The organism is Cohaesibacter intestini, from assembly GCF_003324485.1.
GTDB lineage: Bacteria > Pseudomonadota > Alphaproteobacteria > Rhizobiales > Cohaesibacteraceae > Cohaesibacter > Cohaesibacter intestini.
The window spans coordinates 139395-165950 of sequence record NZ_QODK01000004.1 but is presented as its reverse complement, the minus strand read 5'-3'; the positions used below and the strand labels follow the sequence as shown (position 1 = coordinate 165950).

The following is a 26556-nucleotide window of genomic DNA, read 5'->3' as shown; positions in this document are numbered from 1 at the left end:
CAATAAACCCCGCACCCTTTATCATGAAGGGTGCGGGGTTTTTCAATCATTTGCCCAAGCGACAGCAAAGAATGTCCTGTGGGTCAGCCATGCTCCAGCGCAACCATGATGCCACGCAACTCGGCAAGGCCTTTCAAGCGACCGATCGCCGGATAGCCCGGCTGGGCCTGACGCTTGAGATCATCGAGAATATCGAGCCCGTGATCTGGACGGAACGGAATGGACCAGTCCTTGCGCCCCTGCGCCCGCCGTCTTTCTTCCTCGGCCAGAGCAGCCTTCATCAAGGCAACCATATCCACATGCCCCCCCAGATGCTCGGCCTCATAGAAGGAACCTTTGATATCACTGCTTTCCAGCACCACATTGCGCAGATGTAAGAAATGCACCCTGTCGCCTAGGCGTTCCATCATGCCCGGCAGATCATTATCCGGCCGCGCGCCCAGAGACCCGGAGCATAGCGTGATACCGTTGGCGGGAATATCGACCGCATCCATCAGATATTTGTAATCCGCTTCCTTCGACATGACCCGAGGCAACCCCAACAAGCCAAAAGGCGGATCGTCCGGATGACATCCAAACCGCATGCCAAGGCTCTGGGCAAGTGGCGCGATTTCTTCAAGAAAGTCGACAAAGTTGGAGCGCAGTCGCTCTTCCGAGATCCCGTCATATTCAGCCAGATTGGCCCGGACCTTTTCCATCGACGGGGCTTCTGCATCGCCGGGCAAGCCAAAGATAATGGATTCGGCCAATTCGATCTTTGCCGCATCGTCCAGCTTGGCAAACCGCTCTTTCGCTGCTTCGATCACGTCTTCGGGAAAATCGTCCTTCGCACCTTTGCGCTCCAGAATAAACAGATCAAACGCCGCGAAATCGATGAAGTCAAACCGCATGCATGTCGCACCGGTTGGCAAGCGGTAGGCCAGATTTGTTCGCGTCCAATCCAGCACCGGCATAAAATTGTAGCAGATGATCTCGATGCCGGCGTCAGCCAGATGCTTCATGCTCTGCTTGTAATTGGCAATATGGGTGCGCCAGTCGCCTTTCTGCTTCTTGATATCCTCGGAAACCGGCAGGCTTTCCACCACGTCCCAAGCAAGACCGGAGGCCGAGCCATCCGAGCAACGGGCGATCAATTGCTGGCGCCTGGCGATTTCCTCGGGTGTCCAGACATCGCCGGTCGGGACGTGGTGTAACGCGCTGACAACGCCCTCTACGCCTGCCTGCAGCATATCCTCGATCATTACTCGGTCCTGCGGACCAAACCAACGCCACGTCTGACGCATTTATGCCTCCTGCTCTTTCTTGTTGGCACCCTCAAAAGTCAAAATTCCTTTCAAGCTTTTTGAGGGGGCAAGTGCATTCGAAACGGGCTAGAAAGGCAGAGATGCAAAAAGGAGCCAAGCCGGGCTTCGAATGAATACAAGATTCGTAACACAGCCAACGCCGGTTGACAAGTATGGTGGTATACCGGTATGGTGGTTAGCAATTGGAGGACCTAATGACATCGATGGATATGCTCGAACAGACAGAGATTGACCTGCGCTTGCCCGTGGCACCGCAGATCCATCAGATTCTGCGACAGCGGATTATCTGCAATCAACTGTCACCGGGGAGCCGTATGTCGGAAGCCGAACTGGCAACCGGATTTGCCGTCTCCAGACAACCTGTTCGCGAGGCCTTCATCAAGCTTGCCAATGACGGCCTCTTGAATGTCTTGCCAAACCGCGGATCCTTTGTGCGCAAGATCTCCATCAATGCTGTGATGGATGCGCGCTTCGTGCGTGAAGCGATTGAAGCTGACATCGTCAAACTTGTTGCTCAAGAGCATGAAGCCAGCCTCGACCGCACGCTTGGTCGACAGATTGCCCAACAACAAAAGGCAGTCGAACAAGGTGATCCTGACGCCTTCATCGAACTCGATGAACTGTTCCATCAAACCCTCGCCGAAGCCGCCAAAAAGGCTGGAGCCTGGGCCGTTATTCAAAGCCAGAAGGCACAGATGGATCGTGTTCGATATCTCAGTCTTGGCCAGCAAAATATAGCAAAGCTGGTCGAGCAACATCGTGCAATCACGGTCGCTATTGCCGATCGTGATAGCGCAACTGCAGAGCAGGCCATGCGCACTCACCTACGGCGGATCATCAATGATCTACCAACAATTGCGCAACAAAAGCCTGAACTATTTGAGCCTGGGGGCAACTGACCCCCGATTACCAATCAACAGGGAGGGAAACCTGATGAAACAGAAAACACTTGGTACACTCATTCTCGCAGGTGCAATGGCCAGCTTGCTTGGCTCGACAGCCATGGCTGCAGATTACACGCTGAGCATCAATACGGCGCTTGCCACGTCTGATCCTCTCTACAAAGGTCTGGAAGCCTTCCAGAGCAACATGAAGGAAGCCTCTGAGGGTCGTCTGGAAGTCAAACTCTTCCCGAACTCCCAGTTGGGTCCTGATGAAGACGTGCTCGAACAGGCCCGTGCTGGCGCTCCTGTTGCCGTGATTGTTGATGGCGGCCGTCTTGCGGTCTTCCAGAAAGAACTCGGCGTGCTTGGCGCGCCTTTCCTCGCATCCGGCTATGATGGCATCCGCAAGGTCGTCACCTCTGACTTGTTTGAAGAATGGGTCAAGAAACTGCATGACAATTCCGGCCATCAGATTCTCAGCTTCAACTGGTGGCAGGGCGAACGCCACCTGCTGACCAACAAGGAAGTCAATGTACCAGCGGACCTCAACGGCATCCGCATGCGCACGCCAGGTGCCCCTGTCTGGACCGGCACCATTGCTGCCATGGGCGCAACGCCAACCCCGATGCCTTGGGGTGAAGTCTATTCTGCTCTTTCCGCCAACGTGATCGATGGCGCAGAAGCCCAGTTCCCGGCCATCGTCGGCGCGAAACTCGACGAAGTCATCACCCACGTCACCAAAACCGGCCATATCAACCTGATCACCGGCATGGTCACCTCGGCTGACTGGTATGACAGCCTGCCAGCAGATCTGCAGAAAATCCTGCGCGACGAAGCCTTGAAGGCAGGTGATATCGCCTCTTATGGCACCCAGGATGCCCTTGCTGGCATCGAAGAAGCCCTCACAGCCAAGGGCATCTCCGTCCGCGCTGTCGACGTGACCCCATTCAAGGACGCCACTGCCAAGGTTTATGACGATCTGGGTTATGGCGACCTGCGTGACACGCTTCGCGCCATGGCGTCAAAATAATCCTCCCGCAGACTTGAACCAGCGGCCGCCGCGAAGTTTTCCTTCGCGGCGGTTAGAGTATCGCCATCCTGTCGAGCCCGATAACGTGGCCATAGGGAGCGCGTTCAAAACACCATCCGGGATTGCGTGCCAAATCAGCAAAGACACCGATCCCGTAGAAAGGCGAGGCAGTCATGCCGGGTTTTCTGGGAAAAATAGAATTTGCCGTGGGAGCAATCCTGTTGGCCATCATCACGGTGCTGGTCTTCATCGCGGCAGTCATGCGCTTTTTCGGCCATCCGTTGATCTGGTCGGTGGATCTGGCCCAATTGCTGTTCATTTGGCTGTGTTTTATTGGTGCGACGCGTGCCATGCGCGAGCGTGTTCATCTGGGTGTTGACTATCTGGTCCGCCTCTTCCCGTTTGGTCCACGCAGGCTGATTGAAACGGCGTTGGCTCTGGTCTTTATCGGCTTTTTGCTGCTGTTGGCCAAAGAGGGATATCGCCTGACCATGCTCAACTGGCAGCGGATTTTCGGGGATTCCGGCCTTTCCTATGCCTGGGTGACCATTGCCGTCCCCGTTGGCTCGATCCTGCTCTCCATTTCAATCCTGTCCAATCTGATCATCTCCTGGCGATCGGGGCCTGAAAATCAGCAGCTTATCTTCATTCGCAAATCTTCCGCCCAAGACGCTGCGACAGACAAGACATCAACGGAGCTCTGAGTCATGGCCTTGATTGCATTTATCTTCTTTCTGTTGATGATCCTCGGCGCTCCGGTGGCTTTCGCCATTGGCATTTCCGGCTTTGTCTTCTTCCTCACCTCCGATGTGATGCCTGTATCCATTGGTGTTCAGAAAATCGCCACGGTATCCCAGAGCTTCCCTCTTCTCGCGGTGCCTTTCTTCGTGCTGGCGGGTCACCTGATGAATGAGAGTGACATCACCGAACGGTTGTTCCGCTTTTCCAAGGTCGCCCTTGGCTGGATGTCCGGTGGCCTGGCTTTGGTGTCGATCTTTCTCTCCACACTGATGGGCGGTGTGTCCGGCTCGGCGGTGGCCGATGCAGCCATGGAGGCCCGTATTCTTGGGCCTCAGATGCTCGCCAACCGCTACACCAAGGGATACACGGCCTCCGTGATCGCACTCAGTTCGCTGATCACCGCAACCATCCCGCCATCCATCGGACTTATCCTGTATGGCTATGTCGGGCAGGTCTCCATTGGTCGCCTGTTCCTTGCAGGCGTGGTTCCCGGCCTCTTGATGATGTTGTTCCTGATGGTTGCTGCCTTTCTGATCGCCAAGAAACGCAACTATGTCATCGATGCCGCGGAGAAACCCACCGCGCGCGACGTCGGCGTGGCAGCATGGGACGCCAAATGGGCCCTGCTCTTTCCGGTTCTGCTGATCATTTCCATCCGCGGAGGCATTTTCACCCCGTCCGAAGTCGGGGCCTTCGCGGTGGTTTATGCCATTGCTATCGGCCGTTTCGCCCATGGCATCATGACCTTTGAGGCCGCCAAACGGGCCTTTGGCCATGCACTCAGCGACATTGGCATGATCATGTTGATCATTCTGATGAGTGGCATGATCGGCTTTGCCATCATCTTCATGCAGGTGCCTCAGTCGGTTGCTGGCTTCCTGCTCAGCTCGATTTCCGAGCCGCATCTAATCGTTGGTGTCATTCTGATCTTTCTGCTGATCTCGGGCCTGTTCTTCGAGAGCACCATTCTTGTGCTGTTGTTGACCCCGATCTTCGTGCCGGTGATCAAGAGTGCCGGGGTCGATCCGGTCCATTTCGGCATTCTGATGATGACCATCGTCACGCTTGGCTCCATGACACCGCCCGTCGGGGTGGCCATGTTCACGGTCTGCAGTCTGCTCGACACGCCAATTGATGAATATGTCAAGGAAAGCCTGCCCTTCTTGCTGGCAATCCTGTGTCTGGTCCTGCTGCTGCTGTTCGTTCCAGAAATCGTGCTTTTCCTACCCAATTGGGCCTTTGGCTAGAGCCCCATTGAGAACCCTCCCTTAAGGTGAGGAGCAGATTTCCCGTTTGATGTGTCTACAGGCATCACAAACGAGTTGGCTCCTCGCCCCCTTTTTTTTTGCGAGCCTCACCCCATGACAAGCCTCCCCTTCCCCCAAAATCCAAATCCTGATGTTGCATTGCCAGACTACGACCGGTCTTCCTTGGCCGTTCGCATGTGTCATATCGGCTTCGGCGCCTTCCATCGCGCCCATCAGGCCGTCTATACCGACCAGTTGATCGGGATGGGCGCCACCAACTGGGCCTATCGGGAAATCGAACTGATGGGACCGACCGCACCACTCAATGCCCTGAAGAGCCGCGACTATCTCTATAGCGTCGTTGAGAATGGCGCAGACAACCGCAAAGCCCGGGTCATCGGATCTGTCATCGATCATCGCCACATGGCCGATTGCGGCCCCGAAGCCATCATCGAGGCCATTAGCGAAGACCCGATCGAGATCGTCTCGATCACCGTGACGGAAAAAGGCTATACGCTGGCTTCCGACGGCGGTCTGGATGTCGACAATGCCATGGTCAAGGCCGATCTGGCCGACTCTGAAAATCCCAAAACCGTAATCGGCGTTCTGACTGCCGGTCTTGCCTGCCGCCGCAAGGCAGGCAAAAAGCCTTTCACCATCCTGTCCTGTGACAATCTCCCGTCCAATGGTCACATGGTAAAACGTGCCGTGCTTGACTTCGCCGCCGCCATTGATGCGGATCTGGCGACATGGATTGAAGCCGAAGCCCGCTTCCCCTCCACCATGGTCGACCGGATCGTGCCTGCCATGACACCGGAAAGCCACAGCATGCTCGCAGATGTACTGGGCTATGAAGATCCGGCTGGCATTTTGTGCGAGCCATTCCGCCAATGGGTCATCGAGGACGATTTCGTCTCTGGTCGCCCGGATTGGGACAAGGCGGGCGCAACCTTCACCAAGGATGTGCTACCCTTTGAGAATATGAAGCTGCGGATGCTCAACGGCTCCCACTCTTTCCTCGCCTATCTGGGTTATCTGGCAGGCCATGAGACCATCGCGGACACGATGGGAGATCCGGTCTTCAAAAAAGCCGCCCGTGATCTAATGGTGCTGGAACAGGCACCAACACTCGAGGCTCCGGGTGACGTCAATCTGGAAGATTATGCGGATATCCTGATCGCTCGTTATTGCAACCCGTCGATCCGACACCGGACCTGGCAGATCGCCATGGATGGTAGCCAGAAACTGCCTCAGCGCGCGCTTGAATCCATCGCCCACCATCTCGATCACGGCACCCCCTTCCCACGACTGGCAATGCTCGTGGCAGGCTGGATGCTCTATGTCAGCGGCACCGATCTGAACGGTCAGCCAATCGAGGTATCAGACCCGATGGCCGACAAGCTCAAGATCCTTGCCAATGGAGACGGAGTCGAAGCAATTATCAGCGATCTGATGCAGAAGACCGGCATCTTCCCCCAAAAGCTGGCGGACAATGCAGCATTGAAGTCCAGCCTGATCGACGCCTATGAAGCGATCCGGCAACAGGGCGTCAAGGCAGCGATTGCCGCGCTTGGATAAAGGCAAGCAGAAGCCGCCAATCCTGTTGCTCCCCAAAAACAAAAAACCGCCGCGAGCCAAAGTTCGCGGCGGAAGTTGGGAGGAAGAACTCTCATTGCGTCAATCAGGCGGGAGCATCCGCCAAACGCAAGCCATACGTGATGGCGCAAATCATATTTTCATGCTTGGCAAGGCCCTTGCCCGCAATGTCAAAGGCCGTACCATGATCGACCGAAACCCGGTCGATTGGCAGTCCAAGCGAGACATTGACCGCACTATCAAAGGCGATCAGCTTGATCGGGATATGACCCTGATCGTGATATTGCGCAACCATCAGATCAAACTCGCCCTGAGCTGCGCGGTAATAGGCGGTGTCCGCAGGAATGGGCCCAACCACATCGATACCCTTGGCCTGTGCCATCTCAATGCCCGGACGGATGTTGCGATCATCCTCATCGCCAAACAGGCCACCCTCGCCACAATGGGGATTGAGACCGGCAACACCGATCTTCGGCTTGTCGTAGCCAAGCCGCTTGAGATGGCGATCACCCGCTTCAATGGTCGCCAGAATCCGCTCCGGCGTCGCCCGTTCGATGGCATCACGCAGCGACACATGGGTGGAGGCATGAATGACCTTCAGCTTGGGATCCGCAAGTAGCATAAAGGAAGACTTCGACTGGGTCAGATGCGCCAGCATGCCGGTATGACCATCAAAATGGTGACCGGCGGCATTGAGCGCAGCCTTGTTGATCGGCGCGGTGACAATGCCCTTGATTGCCCCGGACTGCGCCAATTCCACACCCTTGGCGATATATTGATAGCAAGCCTCACCACAAAGATCACTGAGCACGCCAAACCGGTCCGGCAGTCCTTCAAGCGGGATATCATAGACCTCAAGGCTCTCGCCCGCCTCTTCCGGATCGGTCCCATAGGGATGAAAACGAGGCTCGAAATCGCAAGCCGCAGCCGCGCGTTTCAAAACAGCCATATCCCCGATCACCAACAGGCGCGCCCGCTTTTCTGCAGGTAGGTCGTGAAAGGCTTTCAGGATGACTTCCGGTCCGACGCCCGAAGGGTCGCCCATGGTGATGGCCAGTTTGGATAGCGGCATTGGAAAGGCACTCATCGATAGACTCCAGCATTGACAGTGAAAACAATTTACACCATATTTGTAAATATGTAAGCAAATATTTTGCTTTCTTATTTAAATCAAGCGGGATAACAAGATCAAAGTATTGATTTATAAGTGATTTTTGCGAACATTTCACATATCATCAATATGTAACAAATATTCTCGCACCTTCGACCCTGTGGCACACCAACCCGCCACCCATCAGGAAGAACTCGGCATGTCAAATCCGGCGTCGCACCCTCTCGTCGTCACCATTGCAGATGACCTCACTGGCGCGTTGGATTCTGGCGTGGAGTTTGCCAAGCACGGCCTGGCTACCTATGTAGCAACAAGCCCTGACCATCTGGACGAAGCGCTCGCGCAGGCCCCGACCTGTCTGGTGATCAACACCGCCAGCCGTGAGATTGCCGCGGCCCAAGCCCAACAGATCCATGACAGGTTACGCCAGAAGCTGGACCATCTTGAAGATCACTATCTGTTCAAGAAAGTGGACTCCCGCCTCAAGGGCAACATCGCCGCCGAGATCAACGGCTTGATCGGCCCCCAGCAAAAGCAGGTCATCCTGGCCCCGGCAATTCCGGCCATGGGGCGATTGCATCAAGCTGGCATCCTGACCGGATCGGGTATTGAAACACCAATCAATATTGCCGAACGCTGCAGCGATCTTTCGCAACCCGTTCATGTACCAGATATTGCAAATCAAACCGACTTTAACACCATTCTACAAACCGCACCGGGACAAGCCTTGTTTGTCGGCGCAAAAGGCATGGCACAAGCTCTGGCCCAAACACTGGTCCAGACTCTGGTCCAGACTCCGGCGCCCCACCAGACCGACGACATTCCTGCCAAACCGTCAACAAAACAGACTTTCAAGCCACTGGCCGGGACCATGCTTGCCGCAATTGGATCCCGCGACCCCATTACCCTGCGCCAGATTGATTCCTTGAGCGCCCGCCAACTTGCTGCCGTGCGCCATGTGGCGGTCCCGGATGGCGACATCAGCGAAAAAATCACGGAAAAGGACACATCCCTCCTACTGCAGCTAACGGCAGGCCCAAACCCGCAGGACAGCATCAGGGTTGGAGCCAAATTCACAGCCGTTGCTTCAGAAATTTTCAAACGACATCAATATGATAATCTAATTGCTTGCGGTGGCCAGACGGCACAGGATCTATTGCAAACCCTGTCGGTTCGCCTGTTGAAACTCACCGGCGAGCTTTACCCCGGCGTCCCAGTTGCAGAGGCGCTATTTGACAGTCGCCGATTTTGGCTTATTACAAAGTCAGGTGGCTTTGGTGATCCTGACTTGTTGGCAAATTTGTTTGCACGCCAATCAGAACCACCGCAAGCATGAACTGAGATACAGGTCGATGAGCTTCACTGAAGATACTTCCTCCGGCAAAGGCAAAGGCAAGAGCTCCTTGTCTGAGCGCGTCTATAATTTGCTCTTTACCCGAATTTCCAACGGCGATTATCAAGAAAACCAGAAGCTTCCGACCGAGGCAGTGATGGCCGAGGAATTCGGCGTCTCACGACCAGTCTTGCGCTCCGCCATGGATAGACTGCGCGACAAGGGCCTGATCTATTCAAGGCAAGGTGCAGGCAGCTTCGTCAAGGTGCAGCACAACAAGACGCTGGGCTACGCCAAGGTGGAGACAATAGCCGACATTCAACGCTGCTATGAATTCCGTCTATCGTTGGAGCCACAAGCGGCCTATTATGCCTCGCTGCGCCGCAACGGTGATGCCTTGGGCGAAATTGAAGCAGCCCTTGAGCTGATGGATCAGGCGACCCACAATCTCACGCATAAGGAAGATGCGGATTACGCCTTCCATATTGCGATCGCCAAAGCCTGCAACAATCACTATTTCGAAGCCTCAATGGGTGCATTGCGTGAGCATATTCATGTGGGCATGAAAATGCATGGCCAGTCCTTGATGGATGATTCCAGCGCCAGCGCCAGCCTTGAACGGGTGTTCGAGGAACATGTCGGCATATGCGATGCGATCCGGAAAAAAGATGCAGATTTGGCGCATGCGCTAATGACAACACATATCGAGCATTCCCGTGACCGCCTGTTTGAAGGGCGCCTGTTGGATCTGGCGCTATAAGCGATTTGCGCTCTGCCGAAAGCCGCTTGCCCGCCTTGTATGATACACAAATCAAGGCGAGCATTCTGCGGGGGACTTAAGGGGGACCTAAAGCTCCTTGGCATTGAGGCAGCGCTGCGGCATGCCCCCTTCAAGGATTGTCGCGATATCCTCGACGACCATCAGGCCGACATTTTCAACCGCTTCCTTGGTATCAGCGCCCGAATGGGGCGTGAAAATTGCGTTGGCATGGGCGAAGATTGGATGGCTGACATCCGGTGGCTCACTGACATAGGCGTCGATGGCGACGCCGCCCAATTGGCCATTTTCCAACCCGTTGTGAAGCGCATCGAGATCGACCACTTCCCCGCGCGCCAGATTGATCAGCTTGGCCCCTTCTTTCATTTTGCCGATGGCATCAGCATTGATCAGGGCAGCATTGTCTTTGCCGCCAAAGACATGCAGCGAGACAAAGTCGGACTGCGCCAGCAACTCATCCAGCGACAGGATGGCAATGTCATGCTCGGCAGCAAAAGCCATGTCGGCATAAGGGTCGGTCGCGACCACCTTGAGGCCAACGCCAATGGCGAGTTTGGCCAGCCGCTTGCCGATATTGCCCAAGCCAACAATACCAAGCACCTTACCGCCGAGCTGGGTGCCAACGCGACGATTCCAGCCGCCGGAGGTGACACTCACATGGCCCTGCGGGATGAAGCGGGCCATCGCATACATGAAGCCCATCGCCAACTCTGCAACCGCATCTGCGTTCGCCGCAGGCGTGTTGCAGACGGGCAACTTCGCGGCCGTGCAGGCCGGGATGTCGATATTATCGACCCCAACCCCATGCTTGATGACGGCTTTCAGCTTGTCAGCACCCACAAGACTGTCAGCACTGACAGGCACCAGGCCGACCACCAAAATGTCGGCATCGGCAATTTGCTCCGACACGCCGCCATCATGCTTGGACGTGTCGTCACAGCGCACCAGATCCCAGCCATGCTCGGCAATGAGATCGGGCACCCGGCCATGTTTGCCAAAGCCGGGAGAGGTTGTAACAATCTTGACCATTAGATCAGCTCGTATTTTTTGAGGATGGCTGCAACCTGCTTATCCTGCTCATCGTTGGGCAGAAGGGCTGGCTGGCGCGAAGCACCGACGGACGGATCCATCACCCAGAGGGCGCGCTTGACCATGGCTGGCGGGAAGCCAAGGCCATAAAGATCCTTGCGGAAGTTGCCATAGATTTCCTGAGCGGCGGCGGCCGCTGCCTCATCGCCCGCATTGAAGCTGGAGATGATTTTCGCCAGCACATGCGGCATCACGTTGCCAAGGCCAGAAATCGCCCCGGCTGCACCATTTTGCAAAGCCCAGTGAACCAGATGATCCGGACCGGAATAGACCGCAAAGCCCTCCACGTCTTTGCCGACCTGCATATAGGCTTCCAGCGTTTCCTGCTGGCCACCGCTATCCTTGATGCCAGCAATATTGGGGTGTGCGGACAGGATGCGAGCGGTTTCCGGCTCGATATGATTCTGAGTGCGGGCCGGAATGTCATAGAGATAGATTGGGGTCTCTACGCTGTCGGCGACGGTCTGGTAGTGACGGATCAGGCCATCCTGCGTGCAGGCAATGAAGAAAGGCGTGATGACCGCGATGCCATCCACGCCAATGGCATCGAACTGCTTGGCCAGCTGGACGGTCTCGTAGGTTGCCGGCATACCCGCATTGACGATAACCTTGCAGCGGCCTTTGACTTCATCAACCACTTCGGCAGTCAGCTTGACCTTTTCATCAAAGGTCAGGGCAGAGAAATCACCATTGGTGCCAGCGCAGAGAATGTTGTTGCCAGCTTCAATTTGGCGACGCACCTGCGCGCGGGTGGCATCATAATTGATGCTTTCATCATCATTGAAACAGGTGACAAGAGCAACATAGGCATCTTTTGTCATGGGGATTTGTCCTTTTCAATCGGGGTCATGGCTCAGGCATTGGATTTGGAGCGGGCCCGGGAGATGAGAGGCCAGAGCAGTGAGAGCACTGTCAGACCAAGGAAGAGAAGCGTGATGGGACCAGAGACAAAGGCAATCACATCGTCACCGGTCTGCAACAGACCACGGCGCAGATTGCTTTCCATCATCGGACCAAGGATCAGAGCGATACAGAGCGCTGCCTGACTGAAGCCGAATTTCTGCATGCCCCAGCCCAGCACCCCGAAGCCGACCATTGTGTAGAGGTCGATCGGATTGAGGTTGATCGAGAAGGAGCCGATGAAGCAGAAGATGACGATGGAAATGGTCAACATCCGGCGCGGCACCATCAGGATTTTGGAGAAGAGCGGGATCAGCGCCATGCCAAAGATGAACATGAAGATGGTGGCGATGAAGGTGCCGCCAAAGATGCCAACCACCACATCCGGGTTGGTTTGGAACAGCATAGGACCGGGCGCAAGGCCTTGGATCATCAGACCACCCATCAGAACCGCTGTGACCACATCACCAGGCACGCCAAGGGCCAGCAGGGGGATGAGCGCAGACGCGCAGACCGCATTGTTGGCGCTTTCGGTTGCCGCCACGCCGGGGGCATAGCCGGTGCCGAACTTTTCTGGCGTTTTGGACGAGCGGCGGGCTTCATTGTAGGAAATCCACGAAGCCGTGCCCGAGCCGGTGCCCGGCACGATGCCGATGAAAGTGCCAATGATCGAGCCGCGCAGCAGGGCCGAGGCACTTTCCTTCATTTCCTTCATGCTTGGCCAGCGGTTGGCCACATGGGAAATGGGTGTCTCGGAGAGATGCAGGCGCTCAAGCTGGGTGAACACTTCGGACAGCGCGAACAAACCAATCAAAGCGGGCGTAAAGGCGAAGCCAGAGGCAAAGCCATTGACGCCGAAGGTATAGCGCATGACGCCGGAAATCGGATCTGCCCCGACGCAGGCAATCAGAATGCCAAGCAGGCCGGAAATGGCCCCTTTGAGCAGATCACCGGACAGCGAGGCAATGATGGTCAGACCGAAGAGAGCAAGGGCGAAATATTCGGGCGCGCCGAATTCCAGCGCAACGCTGGCCAATTGCGGCGCCAAGGTCGCCAACACCACCGCTGCAAACAGGCCGCCAACGGTCGAGGCAATGGTTGCCATGCCGAGCGCCTTGCCTGCCTGCCCTTTCTGGGCCATCGGATAGCCATCCAGAACCGTGGCAGCAGAGGCTGGCGTGCCCGGCGTGCGCAGCAGGATCGATGAGACGCAGCCGCCATAAATGCCGCCGATATAGATGCCGATCAGCATATTGAGTCCCATCACCGGGGTCATACTGAAGGTCAGAGGAATGAGCAAAGCCACACCCATTGTGGCCGTCAAGCCCGGCAAGGCACCAATGACAAGGCCACCGAGGGTGCCCATGGCAATGGTCCAGAGGACATCAAATTGGAACAGAGGGGTAAGATAGGAGAGCGTATCCATGATCAACTTTCAGGCAAACGCGGCGAGGCCAGTCAGAGGCGCGGCGCGACGCAGTGTTTAGTCGATGAGACGGAGCGCAGAAACCCGCGCTCCATCAAGCTTGGAAGGGATAGACGAAGGCTTATTTGTTCATGCCCAACATGCCCAGCTCTTCAAGAACTTTGCGAGAGACGTCGCTGTCTTTGCGAACGCGTTTTTCGAAGGTTTCAGCGTCTTCGTAAGTGACGAACTCGCCCATATCGGTCATTTTCTGAACAAAGGCAGGATCGGTCGCAACAGCTTTGGTTGCTTCGCGCAGCCAGGCCAGCTGATCAGCCGGGGTATTTTTCGGAGCGATCAGACCTTTCCACGAAGACCATGTGAAGTCGACCCCTTTTTCGACCGCAGTCGGGGTGTCCGGGAACAGATCAATGCGTTTGTCTTCCATCACGAAGAGCGGAACCATCTGGCCGGCTTCGGAGGCTGCTTTGGCTTCAGCAGGGGAAGCAACCATGGCATCGATGTGACCACCGATACAAGCGGTACGCGCCTTTGAAGAGCCTTCAAACGGGATGGACTCGATCTTAATGCCAGCCGCCGCCGCAAAAGCTTCAGCCGAAATCTGGTTGGCACCACCAGCGCCGGAATTGCCAACCTGAGGCTTTTTCGATTTGGCATATTCGATGAAGGCATCATAGTCGGAGAAAGGCGCATCTTTACAGGCAACCAGCACCTGCAGAGAGCGAGCAAACAGACCAACAAAGGCGAAATTGTCGACTTCATAATCGGTGCCGCCAATATGCGGCTTGATGGCGATTGGGCCTTGCGCTGCAGCGCCTACAGTATAGCCGTCCGGGCGACCATGAACCGCAGCTGACGTACCGATGGCCCCGCCACCGCCCGGCTGATTGCGCACCACAAATTGTTTGCCTTCGAATTTTTTCTCAAACACATCTGCAAAGACGCGCAAGGACAGATCGGTCGAACCGCCTGCAGAGTAAGGCACAACAACCTGAATAGGGCGAGCCGGGAAATCAGCAGCCGAGGCCATACCAGTCATCATGATGGCGGCGGCAGCAAGGGCCAAAGTTGAAGTTGAAGTTGAAGTTTTCATTTCATGTCCTCCCATGGATCAGAAAAAGGGTCAGGCCGGTTTAAGGGAGCCAAACCGAGAGCAACTCGGTAAAGCCAAGATAGACAATGCTTGTCATGATGATCGGAAACAGCGTCAGCACGATCCAACGCCGCTCACCCATCAGCCAGAGTCCGGCGACGAAGGTCACAAGAGTCGCCGGAATATAACCGATGGGAAAGAAAGAGGCCGCATAGGCAACAAGAAGCAGTATGAAGGCTGCAAAGATCAGAAGGGATCGCCCGACAGGGACTTCAACACGCACCTCGTCTGCTTGCTGATCGCGCTTATAGGCAAGCGTCGAGCGCAAGACGAGAATGCAGGACAACACCGCAACGCCACCAATCATCATCCACGGAATCATCCGCGGCCCGGCAGCGGAGCTCGACATGCCATTCTTGATATCGGGCGTAAAGAGAGCCGCAACGGCGCAAAACACCAGCAGACCCAACGCGATAACCAGATCGCTTTTGCGCTCAGATACAGACGCCATTCATTCCTCCCGACAGTTTCTCCAGAATCTCAAGCAGAAAACAGCTTACACTTCCAGAAAAATCCATGCTTTCATCAGCACAATGAGAACTATTTGATAATTTGTCAACAAAAATGTCCACTTTTTTGACAAGACACACAGCTCCCCGTGCGAACTCAATGTGGAAATTAATTACCAAACAATTGGCATAATTATCCTATCCATTTGAAATGTATACATTTTATAATAACTCACATCCAACCAACCACACCACCAGCACCACCATGCCCAAAAATAAGTTGCCCGCCAACATGTAAAATAATTTGACAAATTGTAATTCTAGCCGTCTATTGATGCCAACATATTTGCGCTTGAAACTGGCAACAAAGACCCTTGATTTGCTGGATTTCAGTTTGAGGAGGAAGAAATGCTGGAACTGACATCGCTGATCGAATTACAAATTCCCCCAGTTGTTCGCTTCGGAGACGGTGCTGTCAAATCACTGGCATCCTGGACCGCCGACAAAGGCTTCAAGGCACCTTTCATCATTGCTGATGCCGCCAACAAAGACCGTATTGATCTGCTGGGCCTGACCAACCCCACATGTTTCACCGACGTTGTGCCTGAACCTAGCATCGAGAATCTCGACGCCGCCGTTGCAGCAGCCAAGGGCTGCGATCTGGTCATCGGCTTTGGTGGCGGCTCTGCCATGGATATCGCCAAGCTGGTGGCTGTCATGGTTTCCGACGAGGTCGCATTTGCCGACATTTCCGGCCCCCATCGCGCTCCCGCTCGCAAGGTTGGTCTCGTCCAGATCCCGACCACAGCGGGCACTGGATCCGAAGTCGGCACCCGCGCATTGGTCACCGACCTTGCCACCATGAGCAAAGTCGCAACGGAAAGCGTGCATATGCTGGCTGATGTTGCCTTGGTGGACCCGCTGATGACCGTCACTGTGCCAGCCCCTGTGACCGCAGCCACTGGCGTTGATGCCATGGCCCATTGCGTTGAGGCTTTCACGTCCAAACGCTCGCACCCGATCATCGACGGTTTTGCCCTCCAAGGCATTCAGCTGGTTGGCAAATTTCTCAAACGTGCGGTTAAGGATGGCAATGACAAAGAGGCCCGCACAGGCATGGCACTCGCTGCCTTTTATGGCGGCATCTGCCTTGGGCCCGTCAACACCACGTCCGGCCACGCGGTCGCTTATCCGTTGGGAACCAGACACAAACTTCCCCACGGCATCGCCAATGCCCTGATTTTCCCGCATACCTTGGCCGCCAACGCGCCCGTTGCGCCACAAAAAACCGCGTTCATCTGCGAGGCCCTAGGCTTTTCGGCATCAGAGCCAGCGGAAATTTGTAAAAAAGCCAAAGCCTTCTGCGAGGATCTCGGCCTGGACATGGCCCTGAGTGCCTACGGCGTGGACGAGGCCGATCTGCCTTTGATGGCAAAGGAAGCCCATGCCATTCGGCGCCTGCTCGACTGGAATCCGGCTGATTTGTCGCAAGAAGACATTGAAGGCCTGTATCGCGCTGCCCTGTAGTCAGAACAGCTTCAATCCTGTTCAAAGCCAATCTTCATCAACCCGAAGGAAGCGACAAAGACAGTCGAAGCCGTCGGGTTGATGCGTTTCATCGGCCCAACAAGAAGCTGCGAGCCCCTCCACTGTCACTCCCTCGGCTTGACTTGCCATGACATCGTCAGCGACAAAAGCGTGTGTAAAAACCTCAACTGCTGGAACGCCGATGTCTCAGAAACTGCCCCTGTTCGAGCCCTTCCTGCTGCCCTGCGGCGTCACATTGAAGAATCGCATTGCCAAATCGGCAATGTCGGACTCTCTGGGCGACGGCACCGGCCACCCAACCAAGGACCAGATCAGCCTGTATCAAAAATGGGCGGAGGGCGGTGCGGCCCTCTCCATCATTGGCGAGGTACAGGGTCATCCCGGTTTCGTAGAAAAGCCGGGCAATCTGGTGCTCAATGACAAGGCGGATCTTGAGCCCTTCAGGGATTTGGCCAAGGCTGGCGGCGCACACGGCACACAGCTTTGGCTTCAACTCGGCCATGCAGGCGCCCTCGCCTATGCCCCGACCAGCACCCCCAGAGGGCCAAGTGCACTTGATCTGCCGGGTTTGCAATGCGCAGAATTGTCAAAAGCTGACATTTGCCAAATCCCTGAAGACTTTGCCAGAACGGCTGAACTCGCCAAACAAACTGGCTTCGGAGGAGTGCAGATCCATGCAGCTCATGGCTTTCTGCTCAGCCAGTTCCTGTCACCTCTCTTTAACAACCGCCGCGACGCATATGGCGGCTCCGTCGCCAACCGCATGCGCCTGCTTGTGGAAAGCATCGAGGCAGTTCGCAGCACAGTTGGCAGCCGCTTTCCCGTCGGCCTCAAACTCAATTCCAGCGACCAACTCGAGGGCGGCCTGTCAGAGCAAGAGGCGCTTGAGGTCATTGCCGCACTGGACAAGACCTCGATTGATCTGATTGACATTTCTGGCGGCACCTATTTCCCGGGCGCCAAAGCGGCGTCCGATGGCGCTGGCAAGGGACCCTATTTTCTCGATTTTGCCAAACGGGCTCGAACGATGACAACAAAGCCACTGATGGCGACCGGCGGCTTTAAAACGCACCATCAGGCAGAACAGGCCGTTGCCAGCGGCGCGACTGACCTCGTCGGCCTTGCGCGGGCATTGGTTCTGGACCCGTCGCTTCCCAAACATTGGCAAGCCAACAGAATGCCCGAACCAAGCTTTCCGCGATTTACCGCCACCCCTGACGGGGGCGTAACGGCCTGGTACACCATGCAAATGACCAAAATTGCACGGGGGGAAGACGACAGCACCGATCAAGACATTTGGCAGGCCATCAAGGCTTACGATGAACGCGACGATGAGCGCACCAGAATATGGTTGAAGCATTTCTGCCAAGGACAATAACTGGCGCGGGTGTTGGACGACACCAGCCCATCAGCAGGGTCCCAAGCATGCCCCAGCAAAACCACTTAAAACACCCTTTATACTCCAGCCAGATCCCTTAATGGACATGATGAAAAATATGCCTCTTTTTTCATCATTTCTAAATTTCAGATGATTAACTTTTGATCACCAGTAAAAGGCTATGCGCAGGATTTGCCAGACAGATTTCACAGACTGAAGCATGATCTTCAGTGCAACAGGCAAAGAAAGCTTGAAGCTGGAAAAACGCATCCCGCAACGCGCTTTGAAAATTTGGAAATCATCGATCAAAAAATCGAAATCAATGGATAAATTGTTAGCGCTTATCGCAACAATCAGAATTTTTGACCGTTGTCTGTCAGCCGTGACCGCCTTTTGAAAAATGCAGGTGAACGCAACTTGCAACCCGCCGAAATAGGTTACGCCCTATTTTTGTACGAAATAACTGAAAAAATCAGATCGCCCAATCTGCCCATAATTTCAGCAAAAGTTGCACCTCTTATACTATTTTACTAGAGATCATAGAGGTCTGATTTTTCAATGTAATTCGGAAATAACCAGAGCCAAGAGGATTTTTGATTAGCTCACATTAACAAAAATCAATTTTCGCAGTTGGGGCTGGTGGTATGGCTCGCAACGGGAGGACCGGCCCGTATGCAGGACCAAATCAGCAAAAGAGCTTTCTTTCGCGGAAAGCTCAAGGCCGCAATATCGTTGCGACCACCCGGAGCGGTGGAGCAATTTGCCGAGCTTTGCACGCGATGCGATGCATGCCTCACGGCCTGTCCGACCGGGATCATCGGCCGTGATCCAGAGGGATTACCCAAAGTCGACCTGAGCAATGGTGCCTGCCTGTTCTGTGGGGAATGCGCCGAGGCGTGCGAGCCGCAAGCGATCTTGCCCGCAACCAGTTGGGCAATCCGCGCCAAGGTGAATGCCAGCTGCCTTTCCTTCAATGGCATCATGTGCCGCACCTGTGAGGATCATTGCGATCATCAGGCCATCCACTTTCATCTCATGACCAGAGGACGGTCCGTCCCGACCATCGATCCCGACAGGTGCACCGGCTGCGGCGAATGCGCTGCCCCGTGCCCATCCCAGTCCATTCAATTCTACGAACAACCAAGCCAGCGAGGATAGTCCATGTTTAACATTTGCGGATGCCTCGTCCATGTCATGCCCGCTGAGGCCGATCGGGTGATCGGCGCAATCGAGGCTATGGCTGGATGTGAGGTCCATGCCCATGAAGACGGACGCCTCGTCGTCACGGTCGAAGACATCGGGGACCAGAAGGCCTCGGACACGATCATGGCCATGCACCAAATTCCAGGCGTGCTGACCATCACTCTCACCTATCACCATTTCGAACCGCTCGGCCCGCAAGAGGCTGCGGCTTCTGCACTCTGAGGAGGCACAGACATGACACTTGACACCACCCGTCGTAATCTTCTGAAAGCAACTGCTGCCACCGCGACTGCGTCAGCCGCAGGCATCGCTTTGCCACAGGCCGCAAGCGCCCAGATTGGCCGTCCGGACATCCGCTGGGACAAAGCGGTCTGCCGCTTCTGTGGCACCGGCTGCTCGGTTTTGGTCGGCACCAAAGAGGGCCGCGTGGTCGCCACGCAAGGGGACCCGGACGCACCGGTCAACCGGGGCCTGAACTGCATCAAAGGCTACTTCCTGTCCAAGATCATGTATGGCAAGGACCGCCTGACCACCCCGATGCTGCGCAAGAGCAACGGCGTCTATGACAAGAATGGTGAATTCACCCCGGTTTCGTGGGATGAAGCCTTTGATATCATGGCCGAGAAATGGAAAGCAGCCCTGAAAGACAAGGGCCCGGATGGTGTGGGCATGTTCGGCTCTGGCCAGTGGACCGTCTGGGAGGGCTATGCCGCATCGAAATTGATGAAAGGCGGCTTCCGTTCCAACAATATCGACCCCAACGCCCGTCACTGCATGGCGTCCGCCGTCGCTGGCTTCATCCGCACCTTCGGCATCGATGAGCCAATGGGCTGCTATGACGACCTTGAGCATGCAGACACCTTCGTGCTCTGGGGATCCAACATGGCCGAGATGCATCCCATTCTCTGGTCACGCCTCACCGACACCCGCCTGACCAAGCCGGGTGCCGAGGTGCATGTGCTGTCCACCTTCGAACATCGCTCTTTCGAGTTGGCCGACAATGGCATGATCTTTGTGCCGCAGACGGATCTGGCGATCCTCAATTACATCGCCAACTATATCATCCAGAATAATGCGGTGAACTGGGACTTCGTCAACGCCAACGTCAACTTCACCAAGACCAACACTGACATCGGCTATGGCCTGCGCCCCGAGCATGCCTTGGAACAGGCCGCTACCAACCCGGCTCACGAAGGCAAGCACGGCAAACTCGAGAAGATCTCGTTCGAGGAATACAAGGAATATGTCTCCAAATATACCTTGGAGAAAGCGGCAGAACTGTCCGGTGTGCCGGCTGCCAAGCTGGAACGGCTGGCCCAGCAATATGCTGATCCGAACCGCAAGGTGATGTCGCTCTGGACGATGGGCTTCAACCAGCATACCCGTGGCTCTTGGGTCAATTCCCTGATGTATAACGTCCATCTTCTGGTCGGAAAAATCGCCGAGCCCGGCAACTCGCCTTTCTCCCTGACCGGCCAGCCTTCTGCCTGTGGCACGGCGCGTGAAGTCGGCACCTTTGCCCACCGTTTGCCTGCTGATCTTGTGGTGGCCAATGAAAAGCACCGCACCTATTCAGAAGAAAAATGGAAGCTGCCAAAAGGCCTGCTGAATGGCAAGGTCGGCGCTCATGCCGTGCTTCAGCATCGCCTGCTGAAAGACGGCAAGATCAACGCCTATTGGGTGCAATGCACCAACAATATACAGGCCGCGCCCAACATGAATGAGGAAGGCTATCCCGGCTATCGCAATCCGGACAATTTCATTGTCGTCTCGGACCCTTATCCGACAGTTACCGCCTTGGCCGCCGACCTGATTCTGCCAACCGCCATGTGGGTCGAGAAGGAAGGGGCCTATGGCAATGCCGAGCGCCGCACCCAATTCTGGCGCCAGCAGGTCAAGGCTCCCGGCGAGGCGCGCTCCGACGTCTGGCAGGTGATTGAGTTTTCCAAGCGCTTCACCGCTGAAGAAGTCTGGCCTGCCGAGATTCTCGATGCCAACCCCGATTACAAGGGCAAGACCCTGTATGAGATTTTGTTTACCAACGGACAGGTCGACAAATATCCGCTGACTGAAACCGCGGAAGGGTTCGACAATGACGAAAGCGAGTATTTCGGTTTCTATGTCCAGAAAGGCCTGTTCGAGGAATATGCCGCCTTTGGTCGCGGCAAGGCCCACGATCTGGCACCATTTGACACCTATCACAAGGCCCGCGGTCTGCGCTGGCCGGTGGTTGATGGCAAAGAGACGCTCTACCGTTTCCGCGAAGGCTATGACCCTTATGTGAAAGAAGGCGAAGGGGTCAAATTCTACGGCAAGCCCGATGGCAAGGCGAACATCATTTTCGCTCCGTTTGAGCCAGCCGCCGAGGAACCGGATGAGGATTATAACCTCTGGCTGGTAACGGGCCGCGTGCTCGAGCACTGGCATTCAGGTTCCATGACCCGGCGCGTGCCAGAGCTGCATCGCTCCTTCCCGAGTGCGGTTGTCTTCATGCATCCCGAAGATGCCAAGGAGCGGGGCTTGCGGCGCGGACAGGAGATCACCATCACAACCCGCCGCGGCGAAGTGAACAGCCGTCTGGAAACCCGTGGTCGCAACAAGATGCCGCGCGGTCTTGTCTTCTTCCCTTGGTTCGATGAAGGCCAGCTGGTCAACAAGCTGACGCTGGATGCAACCTGCCCGATTTCCAAGGAAACAGACTTCAAGAAATGCGCCTGCAAAGTCGAACGCGCCTGATCCGTTGACGCCAGATCTTTTGACCTAAGAGAAACACCATGTCCACCAACGCGAAAAAACCTGCCAACCCGGACCGCCGTCGCTTCCTGACCGAAGTGGCCCGCGGCTCGGCAGGCTGTGCGCTGGCGGGCATGGGACTGGCCTGGTTGGCAAAAGAAGCCCAAGCTTTGCCCGCCACAGCCATCCGACCGCCCGGCGCTCTGGCGGAAGAGGCGTTCCTTGCCGCTTGCGTCCGGTGTGGTCTCTGTGTTCGTGACTGCCCGTATGACACGCTGACACTGGCCGAGCTTGGCCGCGATGCAGCAGCAACGGGCACGCCCTTTTTCACGGCAAGGACCATTCCTTGCGAGATGTGCGATGACATTCCCTGTGTGGTGGCCTGCCCGACCGGAGCACTGGATCCGGCTCTCGACGTGATTGATGACGCGGATATGGGCGTTGCCGTACTGATTGATGAGGAGCATTGCCTCAACGCCTTGGGATTGCGTTGCGATGTCTGCTATCGCGTTTGCCCGCTGATTGATGAAGCCATCACGCTCGAACAATCCCACAATGCCCGCTCCGGCCATCATGCGATCTTCATGCCCACGGTTCATGCTGACAAATGCACCGGCTGTGGCAAATGCGAGAAATCCTGCGTCCTACCCGGAGAATCCGCAATCCGGGTGCTGCCGACCAGACTGGCACGGGTGGAACCGGCCGAGCATTATCGTCTTGGCTGGGAAAATCGCGAGAAAATCGTCGATGAACTGATCGATCTGCCAGATCGACTGCCCGGTCCGGGAACCGACAATCTCAAGGCGCCCGGCGGCTTTGAACAGGAATTCAAGCCGACCTTCTCCTTGCCACAGGGGAGTAAGGGGCAATGAGCGCAAAAACCCAAAGCCCGGTCGGATCCGAAGCCATCGAATTGAAGGGCTGGCTTGCCGCCCACAAATATCTGCTTCTGCGTCGCACCACCCAGTTGCTTTTCCTAGCCCTGTTCCTGATCGGTCCATGGTTTGGTATCTGGTGGGTCAAGGGCAACCTTGCTGCATCGATGACGCTCGACATCCTGCCATTGGCTGACCCCTTGATGCTTCTGCAGTCCGCACTGGCTGGCCATTGGCCGGAACAAACCGCCCTTGTCGGGGCGCTGATCGTGGCTGTGACCTATGCACTGATTGGCGGGCGCGTCTATTGCAGCTGGGTATGCCCGATCAATATTGTGACCGACGCATCCCATTGGCTGCATGACCGGCTGGGCTTGCCCAAAGGCTGGCAGCCAAAGGCCAACACGCGCTATTTCATGCTGACCGCGATCCTCATTGCCTCGGCCATGACCGGAACGCTGGCCTTCGAACTCGTCAACCCCATCACCATGCTCCATCGTGGACTGGTCTTCGGGCTTGGCTTTGCATGGACCTTCGTGATTGGCATTTTCCTGTTCGATGTCCTGCTGGCCCGGCGGGGCTGGTGCAGTCATCTGTGTCCAGTCGGGGCCTTTTACGGCTTGCTTGGCAGCAAGGCCCTGCTACGCGTGTCCGCCACCGACCGCGCCGCCTGCGACGATTGTATGGATTGTTTCGCGGTTTGCCCGGAAATGCATGTCATCACGCCCGCCCTGCGTGGCAGAAGCGAAGACACACCCATCATCCTATCCCGCGATTGCACCAATTGCGGGCGCTGCATCGACGTCTGTTCGGTGTCTGTTTTCCAGTTTACCCATCGATTTGACCAACGCCCCAGCCCGGGGCGGACCTCAGGAAAATCCAAACTTGCGCATAAGGCGACAGAAGCTGCCTAACCAGGCGAAGGAGGAAGAGAAATGAAACAACATAGCCTTATCGGCATTCTTACAGTGTCTATTTCGCTCGCACTGGGCAGCTTTTCCATTGCACAGCAGATGAACAAACCAGGCAAGGTGGAAAGCTTGCGCGGTGCAGCGCTGGACGAGCAACCGCCAGCGGAACAGGTCTTCCATCAAGATGAAAACCGATTTGTTCGCAACTATCGCCAGCAGCCACCGCTGATCCCGCATACCATCGCCCAATATCAGATTGATCTGGCGGCCAATGAGTGCCTGTCCTGCCACGACTGGACCAACGCCGGCGACCGTGGCGCCCCAACCCTGTCCATGACCCATTATCTGGACCGGGAAGGCAACCAGCTGGACACCATCGCCGGCACCCGCTGGTTCTGCAACCAATGCCATGTGCCACAGGCCAATGCCCCAGAACTGGTTGAAAATACCTTCGGGAAATCCAACTGACGCACCGCTTGTAAGGAACATTGAACATGGCTGATCAAGATAACCATGCCCAAGATAACCAGGCCGGGAAAGCGGGCTTCCTCAAACGCCTCTGGCGGTTCGTCTCCAAACCCTCGGTCTCCTATTCACTTGGCTTTTTGACCATTGGCGGCTTCATTGTCGGGATTCTGTTCTGGGGGGGCTTTCACTGGGCACTGGAACTCTCCAACACCGAGAGCTTCTGCATCTCTTGCCATGAGATGGAAGACAATGTTTATGCCGAATATCAGGGCACCATCCACCAGAATAACCGCTCCGGCGTCCGTGCCACCTGCCCGGACTGCCACGTTCCCAAGGAATGGGGAGCAAAGATGATCCGCAAGATTCAGGCCTCCAAGGAGCTCTATGGCCACTTCATCACGCGCTCTATCTGGACAGAGGAGAAGTTCAAGGCGGAGCGCATCAATCTGGCCACCCATGAATGGGCACGCATGAAGAAGAATGACAGTCAAGAATGCCGAAACTGTCACGCCTTTGATTTCATGGACTTCACCATGCAGGAAAATCGGGCAGCCGATAACCACCAGAAGGCGCTTGATGACGGCATGACCTGCATCGATTGCCATCAGGGCATCGCCCATGATCTGCCGCCCGACTATCTCGACGCCTATCGCAAGCTTGTTGCTGAAATGGTCAAGAATGGCGACATCGAGCCACAGAAGCGCGACATCGAAGACGCCAAGGCTGCCATGAAGAAGTGATTTGAAGCCGATCAACCAATGCCGGGGCGCTGGGGAACCCACTCTGCGCACCGGATCCGCCTGACCGCCCTTCCCGCCCCAGCATTCGCCCAAGAGATCCCCCTTCGATGACCATCGCCTATATTCGCAGCCTGCAACGCGGCGGCACCAATGAGCTGTTTGATCTTTTCGCCCATCACCTGCTGGCGCAAGGGTTTCGCGTTGTTGGCACCATCCAGACCAACACCCCGCGCCCCAAAAGCCACAAATGCGATATGGATGTGCGCATTCTGCCCGATGGTGACATCATCCGGATTTCGCAAGATCTCGGACCAAATTCGCGGGGCTGCCACCTCGATCCATCGGCGCTGGAAGAGGCTGTGATGCAAACCACGGCCCGCCTCGATCAGGCCGATCTGCTGATCCTCAACAAATTCGGCAAACAGGAAGCCCAGGGACGCGGCTTTCGTGACGTGATCGCACAGGCTGTCATGCAGGACATTCCCGTGCTGGTCGGTGTTAATGACCTCAATCTGGCGGATTTTCTGACCTTTTGCGGTGATGAAGCTGTTGAGCTGCCAACGGATCGCGAGCATCTGTTCAAGTGGGGCGACGCATTAAAGCTTCCCCAGAACAGCTGATTGACTTCACAAGAACACGCAAAAACCAACTGCTTAAGCTATTGGTTTGGGTTGGAGAATCCGCGAGCATAAAAGTGAACAAAATAAAAAGGCAAAATCCGTCCGTGTTTTCTTTACAGTTTTAGTCCAAGCCCAAGATGGCGGCACGGCATGACCTGAACATTGTCTATGAGGAACCTTCAAGTGCAACCGGGAAAGAGCTGAAATATTCAATACAAGACTCTGAAGTTGAGATGAATGCAGAGGAATGCTGCAACGCAATTCATTCACACTTCTGGGCAAGACAGAAGCTTTTTCAAAATTGGCATGCCGACCTTGGTTCTCCAAGTGTTGAGCTCTAGTGCCACAGACATGGAGCTGCCACGGAACCGCTCTGAAGTGGCCCCACGTTGCGGGCGGATTTGCAGCACTTGGCCATTCTCGCATCCCCTCAACGGTTCAGGATACACCCTACCCCACGGGTAAGTTTTCCGGGACCACACACAGAGGCGGCAAGGACCGAGTTTGCGTCAATGCAGATCAGGGACATAAAACCCCACAGAAACCGCGCAAGCATATACTGACAGCGAATGCGCATTTTCTTCGATCGGCTTCAGGCCGAGCTAGCCAGCTTCATCACAAGGATGCCGCTGACAATCAGAAGCGCAGCAACAACGCGTGCAGGCGTGAGGGGCTCTCCCAGAACGACGACACCGACGACAAACGCACCGACAGCGCCGATGCCCGTCCAAATCATATAGGCTGTTCCAAGTGGAAGTGTTTTCATTGCGATAGACAACAGTCCGAAACTGGCGATCATTGTTATGATCGTAATCGCGGTTGGGATGAAGACAGAAAAGCCTTCAGACTTCTTCATCGTGAAAGCCCAAACAGTCTCCAGAACTCCGGCAACAATCAGATAAACCCACGCCATGGATAATCCCTCTATGACGGGCCGTCCCGAATGAAACCAGTTTGGTGAGGTCGTCCTCATTCAGCTAGGTATGACTTCAAAAGATGAACGTCAACCATATGATCGACTTTGATGCTTCGTTAGAGC

Annotated in this window: 27 protein-coding genes; 18 read left to right on the top strand and 9 right to left on the bottom strand. The window is 55.7% G+C overall.

The features are described 5' to 3' along the window. Window positions 1-83 precede the first annotated feature (83 nt). On the bottom strand, window positions 84-1283 hold the full coding sequence (gene uxuA, locus DSD30_RS15400) for a mannonate dehydratase (RefSeq protein ID WP_114010612.1): 1200 nt from the start codon (window positions 1281-1283) through the stop codon (window positions 84-86). A gap of 224 nt (window positions 1284-1507) precedes the next feature. Here uxuA and DSD30_RS15395 point away from each other — a divergent pair, with 224 nt between their 5' ends. Both DSD30_RS15395 and DSD30_RS15390 read left to right on the top strand, forming a co-directional pair. Beyond that, window positions 1508-2203: a GntR family transcriptional regulator gene (locus DSD30_RS15395; protein ID WP_114010844.1), complete on the top strand. Its 696-nt coding sequence runs from the start codon at window positions 1508-1510 to the stop codon at window positions 2201-2203. A 34-nt stretch (window positions 2204-2237) separates the two neighbouring features. Then, window positions 2238-3218 carry a C4-dicarboxylate TRAP transporter substrate-binding protein gene (locus tag DSD30_RS15390; RefSeq protein WP_114010611.1) on the top strand — a complete coding sequence of 327 codons (981 nt, stop codon included), beginning with the start codon at window positions 2238-2240 and terminating at the stop codon, window positions 3216-3218. 52 nt (window positions 3219-3270) lie between these two features. Here DSD30_RS15390 and DSD30_RS21975 read toward each other — a convergent pair whose 3' ends face one another. Further along, window positions 3271-3393 (bottom strand): hypothetical protein, encoded by a 123-nt coding sequence (locus DSD30_RS21975; protein ID WP_280955316.1) that lies wholly within the window; start codon window positions 3391-3393, stop codon window positions 3271-3273. Here DSD30_RS21975 and DSD30_RS15385 point away from each other — a divergent pair. The 3 genes from DSD30_RS15385 to DSD30_RS15375 all read left to right on the top strand — a co-directional run bounded on the left by DSD30_RS15385 (window position 3392) and on the right by DSD30_RS15375 (window position 6784). Next, complete coding sequence (locus tag DSD30_RS15385) at window positions 3392-3922, top strand: TRAP transporter small permease (RefSeq protein WP_114010610.1); 531 nt, start codon at window positions 3392-3394, stop codon at window positions 3920-3922. The two genes, DSD30_RS21975 and DSD30_RS15385, sit on opposite strands and share 2 nt — an antisense overlap. Window positions 3923-3925: 3 nt before the next feature. Beyond that, a complete protein-coding gene (locus tag DSD30_RS15380) occupies window positions 3926-5206 on the top strand; it encodes a TRAP transporter large permease (protein WP_114010609.1) in 1281 nt (426 codons plus the stop codon). A 159-nt stretch (window positions 5207-5365) separates the two neighbouring features. After that, window positions 5366-6784, top strand: a complete 1419-nt coding sequence (locus tag DSD30_RS15375) for a mannitol dehydrogenase family protein (RefSeq protein ID WP_198662983.1) — start codon at window positions 5366-5368, stop codon at window positions 6782-6784. Window positions 6785-6887: 103 nt separating this feature from the next. On the opposite strand, the gene pdxA is transcribed toward DSD30_RS15375, so the two are convergent. Then, the gene (gene pdxA, locus DSD30_RS15370) at window positions 6888-7889 is read right to left on the bottom strand and encodes a 4-hydroxythreonine-4-phosphate dehydrogenase PdxA (protein WP_114010607.1); all 1002 of its coding nucleotides are present in this window, start codon (window positions 7887-7889) and stop codon (window positions 6888-6890) included. A 223-nt stretch (window positions 7890-8112) separates the two neighbouring features. Between pdxA and DSD30_RS15365 the strand changes: the two genes are divergently transcribed. Together DSD30_RS15365 and DSD30_RS15360 are read left to right on the top strand one after the other, a co-directional pair. Further along, on the top strand, window positions 8113-9249 hold the full coding sequence (locus tag DSD30_RS15365; RefSeq protein WP_114010606.1) for a four-carbon acid sugar kinase family protein: 1137 nt from the start codon (window positions 8113-8115) through the stop codon (window positions 9247-9249). A 16-nt stretch (window positions 9250-9265) separates the two neighbouring features. Further along, window positions 9266-10006, top strand: coding sequence for a FadR/GntR family transcriptional regulator (locus DSD30_RS15360; protein WP_114010605.1), 741 nt, complete (start codon window positions 9266-9268; stop codon window positions 10004-10006). Window positions 10007-10093: 87 nt separating this feature from the next. Here the strand turns inward: DSD30_RS15360 and DSD30_RS15355 are convergent, their stop codons facing one another. From DSD30_RS15355 to DSD30_RS15335, 5 genes are all read right to left on the bottom strand, one after another. Then, on the bottom strand, window positions 10094-11053 hold the full coding sequence (locus tag DSD30_RS15355; protein ID WP_114010604.1) for a phosphoglycerate dehydrogenase: 960 nt from the start codon (window positions 11051-11053) through the stop codon (window positions 10094-10096). Further along, window positions 11053-11934 (bottom strand): dihydrodipicolinate synthase family protein, encoded by an 882-nt coding sequence (locus tag DSD30_RS15350; protein WP_114010603.1) that lies wholly within the window; start codon window positions 11932-11934, stop codon window positions 11053-11055. The genes DSD30_RS15355 and DSD30_RS15350 overlap by 1 nt, the downstream gene beginning before the upstream one ends. A 32-nt stretch (window positions 11935-11966) precedes the next feature. Beyond that, window positions 11967-13439: a tripartite tricarboxylate transporter permease gene (locus DSD30_RS15345; protein ID WP_114010602.1), complete on the bottom strand. Its 1473-nt coding sequence runs from the start codon at window positions 13437-13439 to the stop codon at window positions 11967-11969. Window positions 13440-13560: 121 nt separating this feature from the next. Further along, on the bottom strand, window positions 13561-14532 hold the full coding sequence (locus tag DSD30_RS15340) for a Bug family tripartite tricarboxylate transporter substrate binding protein (RefSeq protein WP_114010601.1): 972 nt from the start codon (window positions 14530-14532) through the stop codon (window positions 13561-13563). Between the two features lie 40 nt (window positions 14533-14572). Then, window positions 14573-15043: a tripartite tricarboxylate transporter TctB family protein gene (locus DSD30_RS15335; protein ID WP_114010600.1), complete on the bottom strand. Its 471-nt coding sequence runs from the start codon at window positions 15041-15043 to the stop codon at window positions 14573-14575. A 406-nt stretch (window positions 15044-15449) separates the two neighbouring features. Here DSD30_RS15335 and DSD30_RS15330 point away from each other — a divergent pair, with 406 nt between their 5' ends. The 11 genes from DSD30_RS15330 (at window position 15450) to DSD30_RS15280 (ending at window position 25517) form a co-directional block, all read left to right on the top strand. Then, window positions 15450-16568 (top strand): iron-containing alcohol dehydrogenase family protein, encoded by a 1119-nt coding sequence (locus DSD30_RS15330; protein ID WP_114010599.1) that lies wholly within the window; start codon window positions 15450-15452, stop codon window positions 16566-16568. A gap of 202 nt (window positions 16569-16770) precedes the next feature. Beyond that, a complete protein-coding gene (locus tag DSD30_RS15325) occupies window positions 16771-17967 on the top strand; it encodes an NADH:flavin oxidoreductase/NADH oxidase family protein (protein ID WP_114010598.1) in 1197 nt (398 codons plus the stop codon). Between the two features lie 220 nt (window positions 17968-18187). Further along, window positions 18188-18364 (top strand): hypothetical protein, encoded by a 177-nt coding sequence (locus DSD30_RS21605; protein WP_157967731.1) that lies wholly within the window; start codon window positions 18188-18190, stop codon window positions 18362-18364. 275 nt (window positions 18365-18639) lie between these two features. After that, window positions 18640-19125, top strand: a complete 486-nt coding sequence (gene napF, locus DSD30_RS22045; protein WP_114010596.1) for a ferredoxin-type protein NapF — start codon at window positions 18640-18642, stop codon at window positions 19123-19125. Between the two features lie 3 nt (window positions 19126-19128). Further along, the gene (locus DSD30_RS15310; protein ID WP_114010595.1) at window positions 19129-19392 is read left to right on the top strand and encodes a chaperone NapD; all 264 of its coding nucleotides are present in this window, start codon (window positions 19129-19131) and stop codon (window positions 19390-19392) included. A 12-nt stretch (window positions 19393-19404) separates the two neighbouring features. Further along, window positions 19405-21906 carry a nitrate reductase catalytic subunit NapA gene (gene napA / locus DSD30_RS15305; protein ID WP_114010594.1) on the top strand — a complete coding sequence of 834 codons (2502 nt, stop codon included), beginning with the start codon at window positions 19405-19407 and terminating at the stop codon, window positions 21904-21906. A gap of 38 nt (window positions 21907-21944) precedes the next feature. Then, a complete protein-coding gene (gene napG / locus DSD30_RS15300) occupies window positions 21945-22775 on the top strand; it encodes a ferredoxin-type protein NapG (RefSeq protein ID WP_114010593.1) in 831 nt (276 codons plus the stop codon). Further along, the gene (napH, locus tag DSD30_RS15295) at window positions 22772-23692 is read left to right on the top strand and encodes a quinol dehydrogenase ferredoxin subunit NapH (protein ID WP_114010592.1); all 921 of its coding nucleotides are present in this window, start codon (window positions 22772-22774) and stop codon (window positions 23690-23692) included. The genes napG and napH overlap by 4 nt, the downstream gene beginning before the upstream one ends. Before the next feature lie 21 nt (window positions 23693-23713). Continuing rightward, window positions 23714-24157 carry a nitrate reductase cytochrome c-type subunit gene (locus DSD30_RS15290; RefSeq protein WP_114010591.1) on the top strand — a complete coding sequence of 148 codons (444 nt, stop codon included), beginning with the start codon at window positions 23714-23716 and terminating at the stop codon, window positions 24155-24157. 26 nt (window positions 24158-24183) lie between these two features. Next, window positions 24184-24897, top strand: a complete 714-nt coding sequence (locus DSD30_RS15285) for a NapC/NirT family cytochrome c (RefSeq protein WP_114010590.1) — start codon at window positions 24184-24186, stop codon at window positions 24895-24897. Between the two features lie 107 nt (window positions 24898-25004). Continuing rightward, window positions 25005-25517, top strand: a complete 513-nt coding sequence (locus DSD30_RS15280) for a DUF2478 domain-containing protein (protein ID WP_114010589.1) — start codon at window positions 25005-25007, stop codon at window positions 25515-25517. A gap of 592 nt (window positions 25518-26109) precedes the next feature. On the opposite strand, the gene DSD30_RS15270 is transcribed toward DSD30_RS15280, so the two are convergent. Continuing rightward, window positions 26110-26430 (bottom strand): DMT family transporter, encoded by a 321-nt coding sequence (locus DSD30_RS15270; RefSeq protein WP_114010587.1) that lies wholly within the window; start codon window positions 26428-26430, stop codon window positions 26110-26112. Between the last annotated feature and the right edge of the window lie 126 nt (window positions 26431-26556).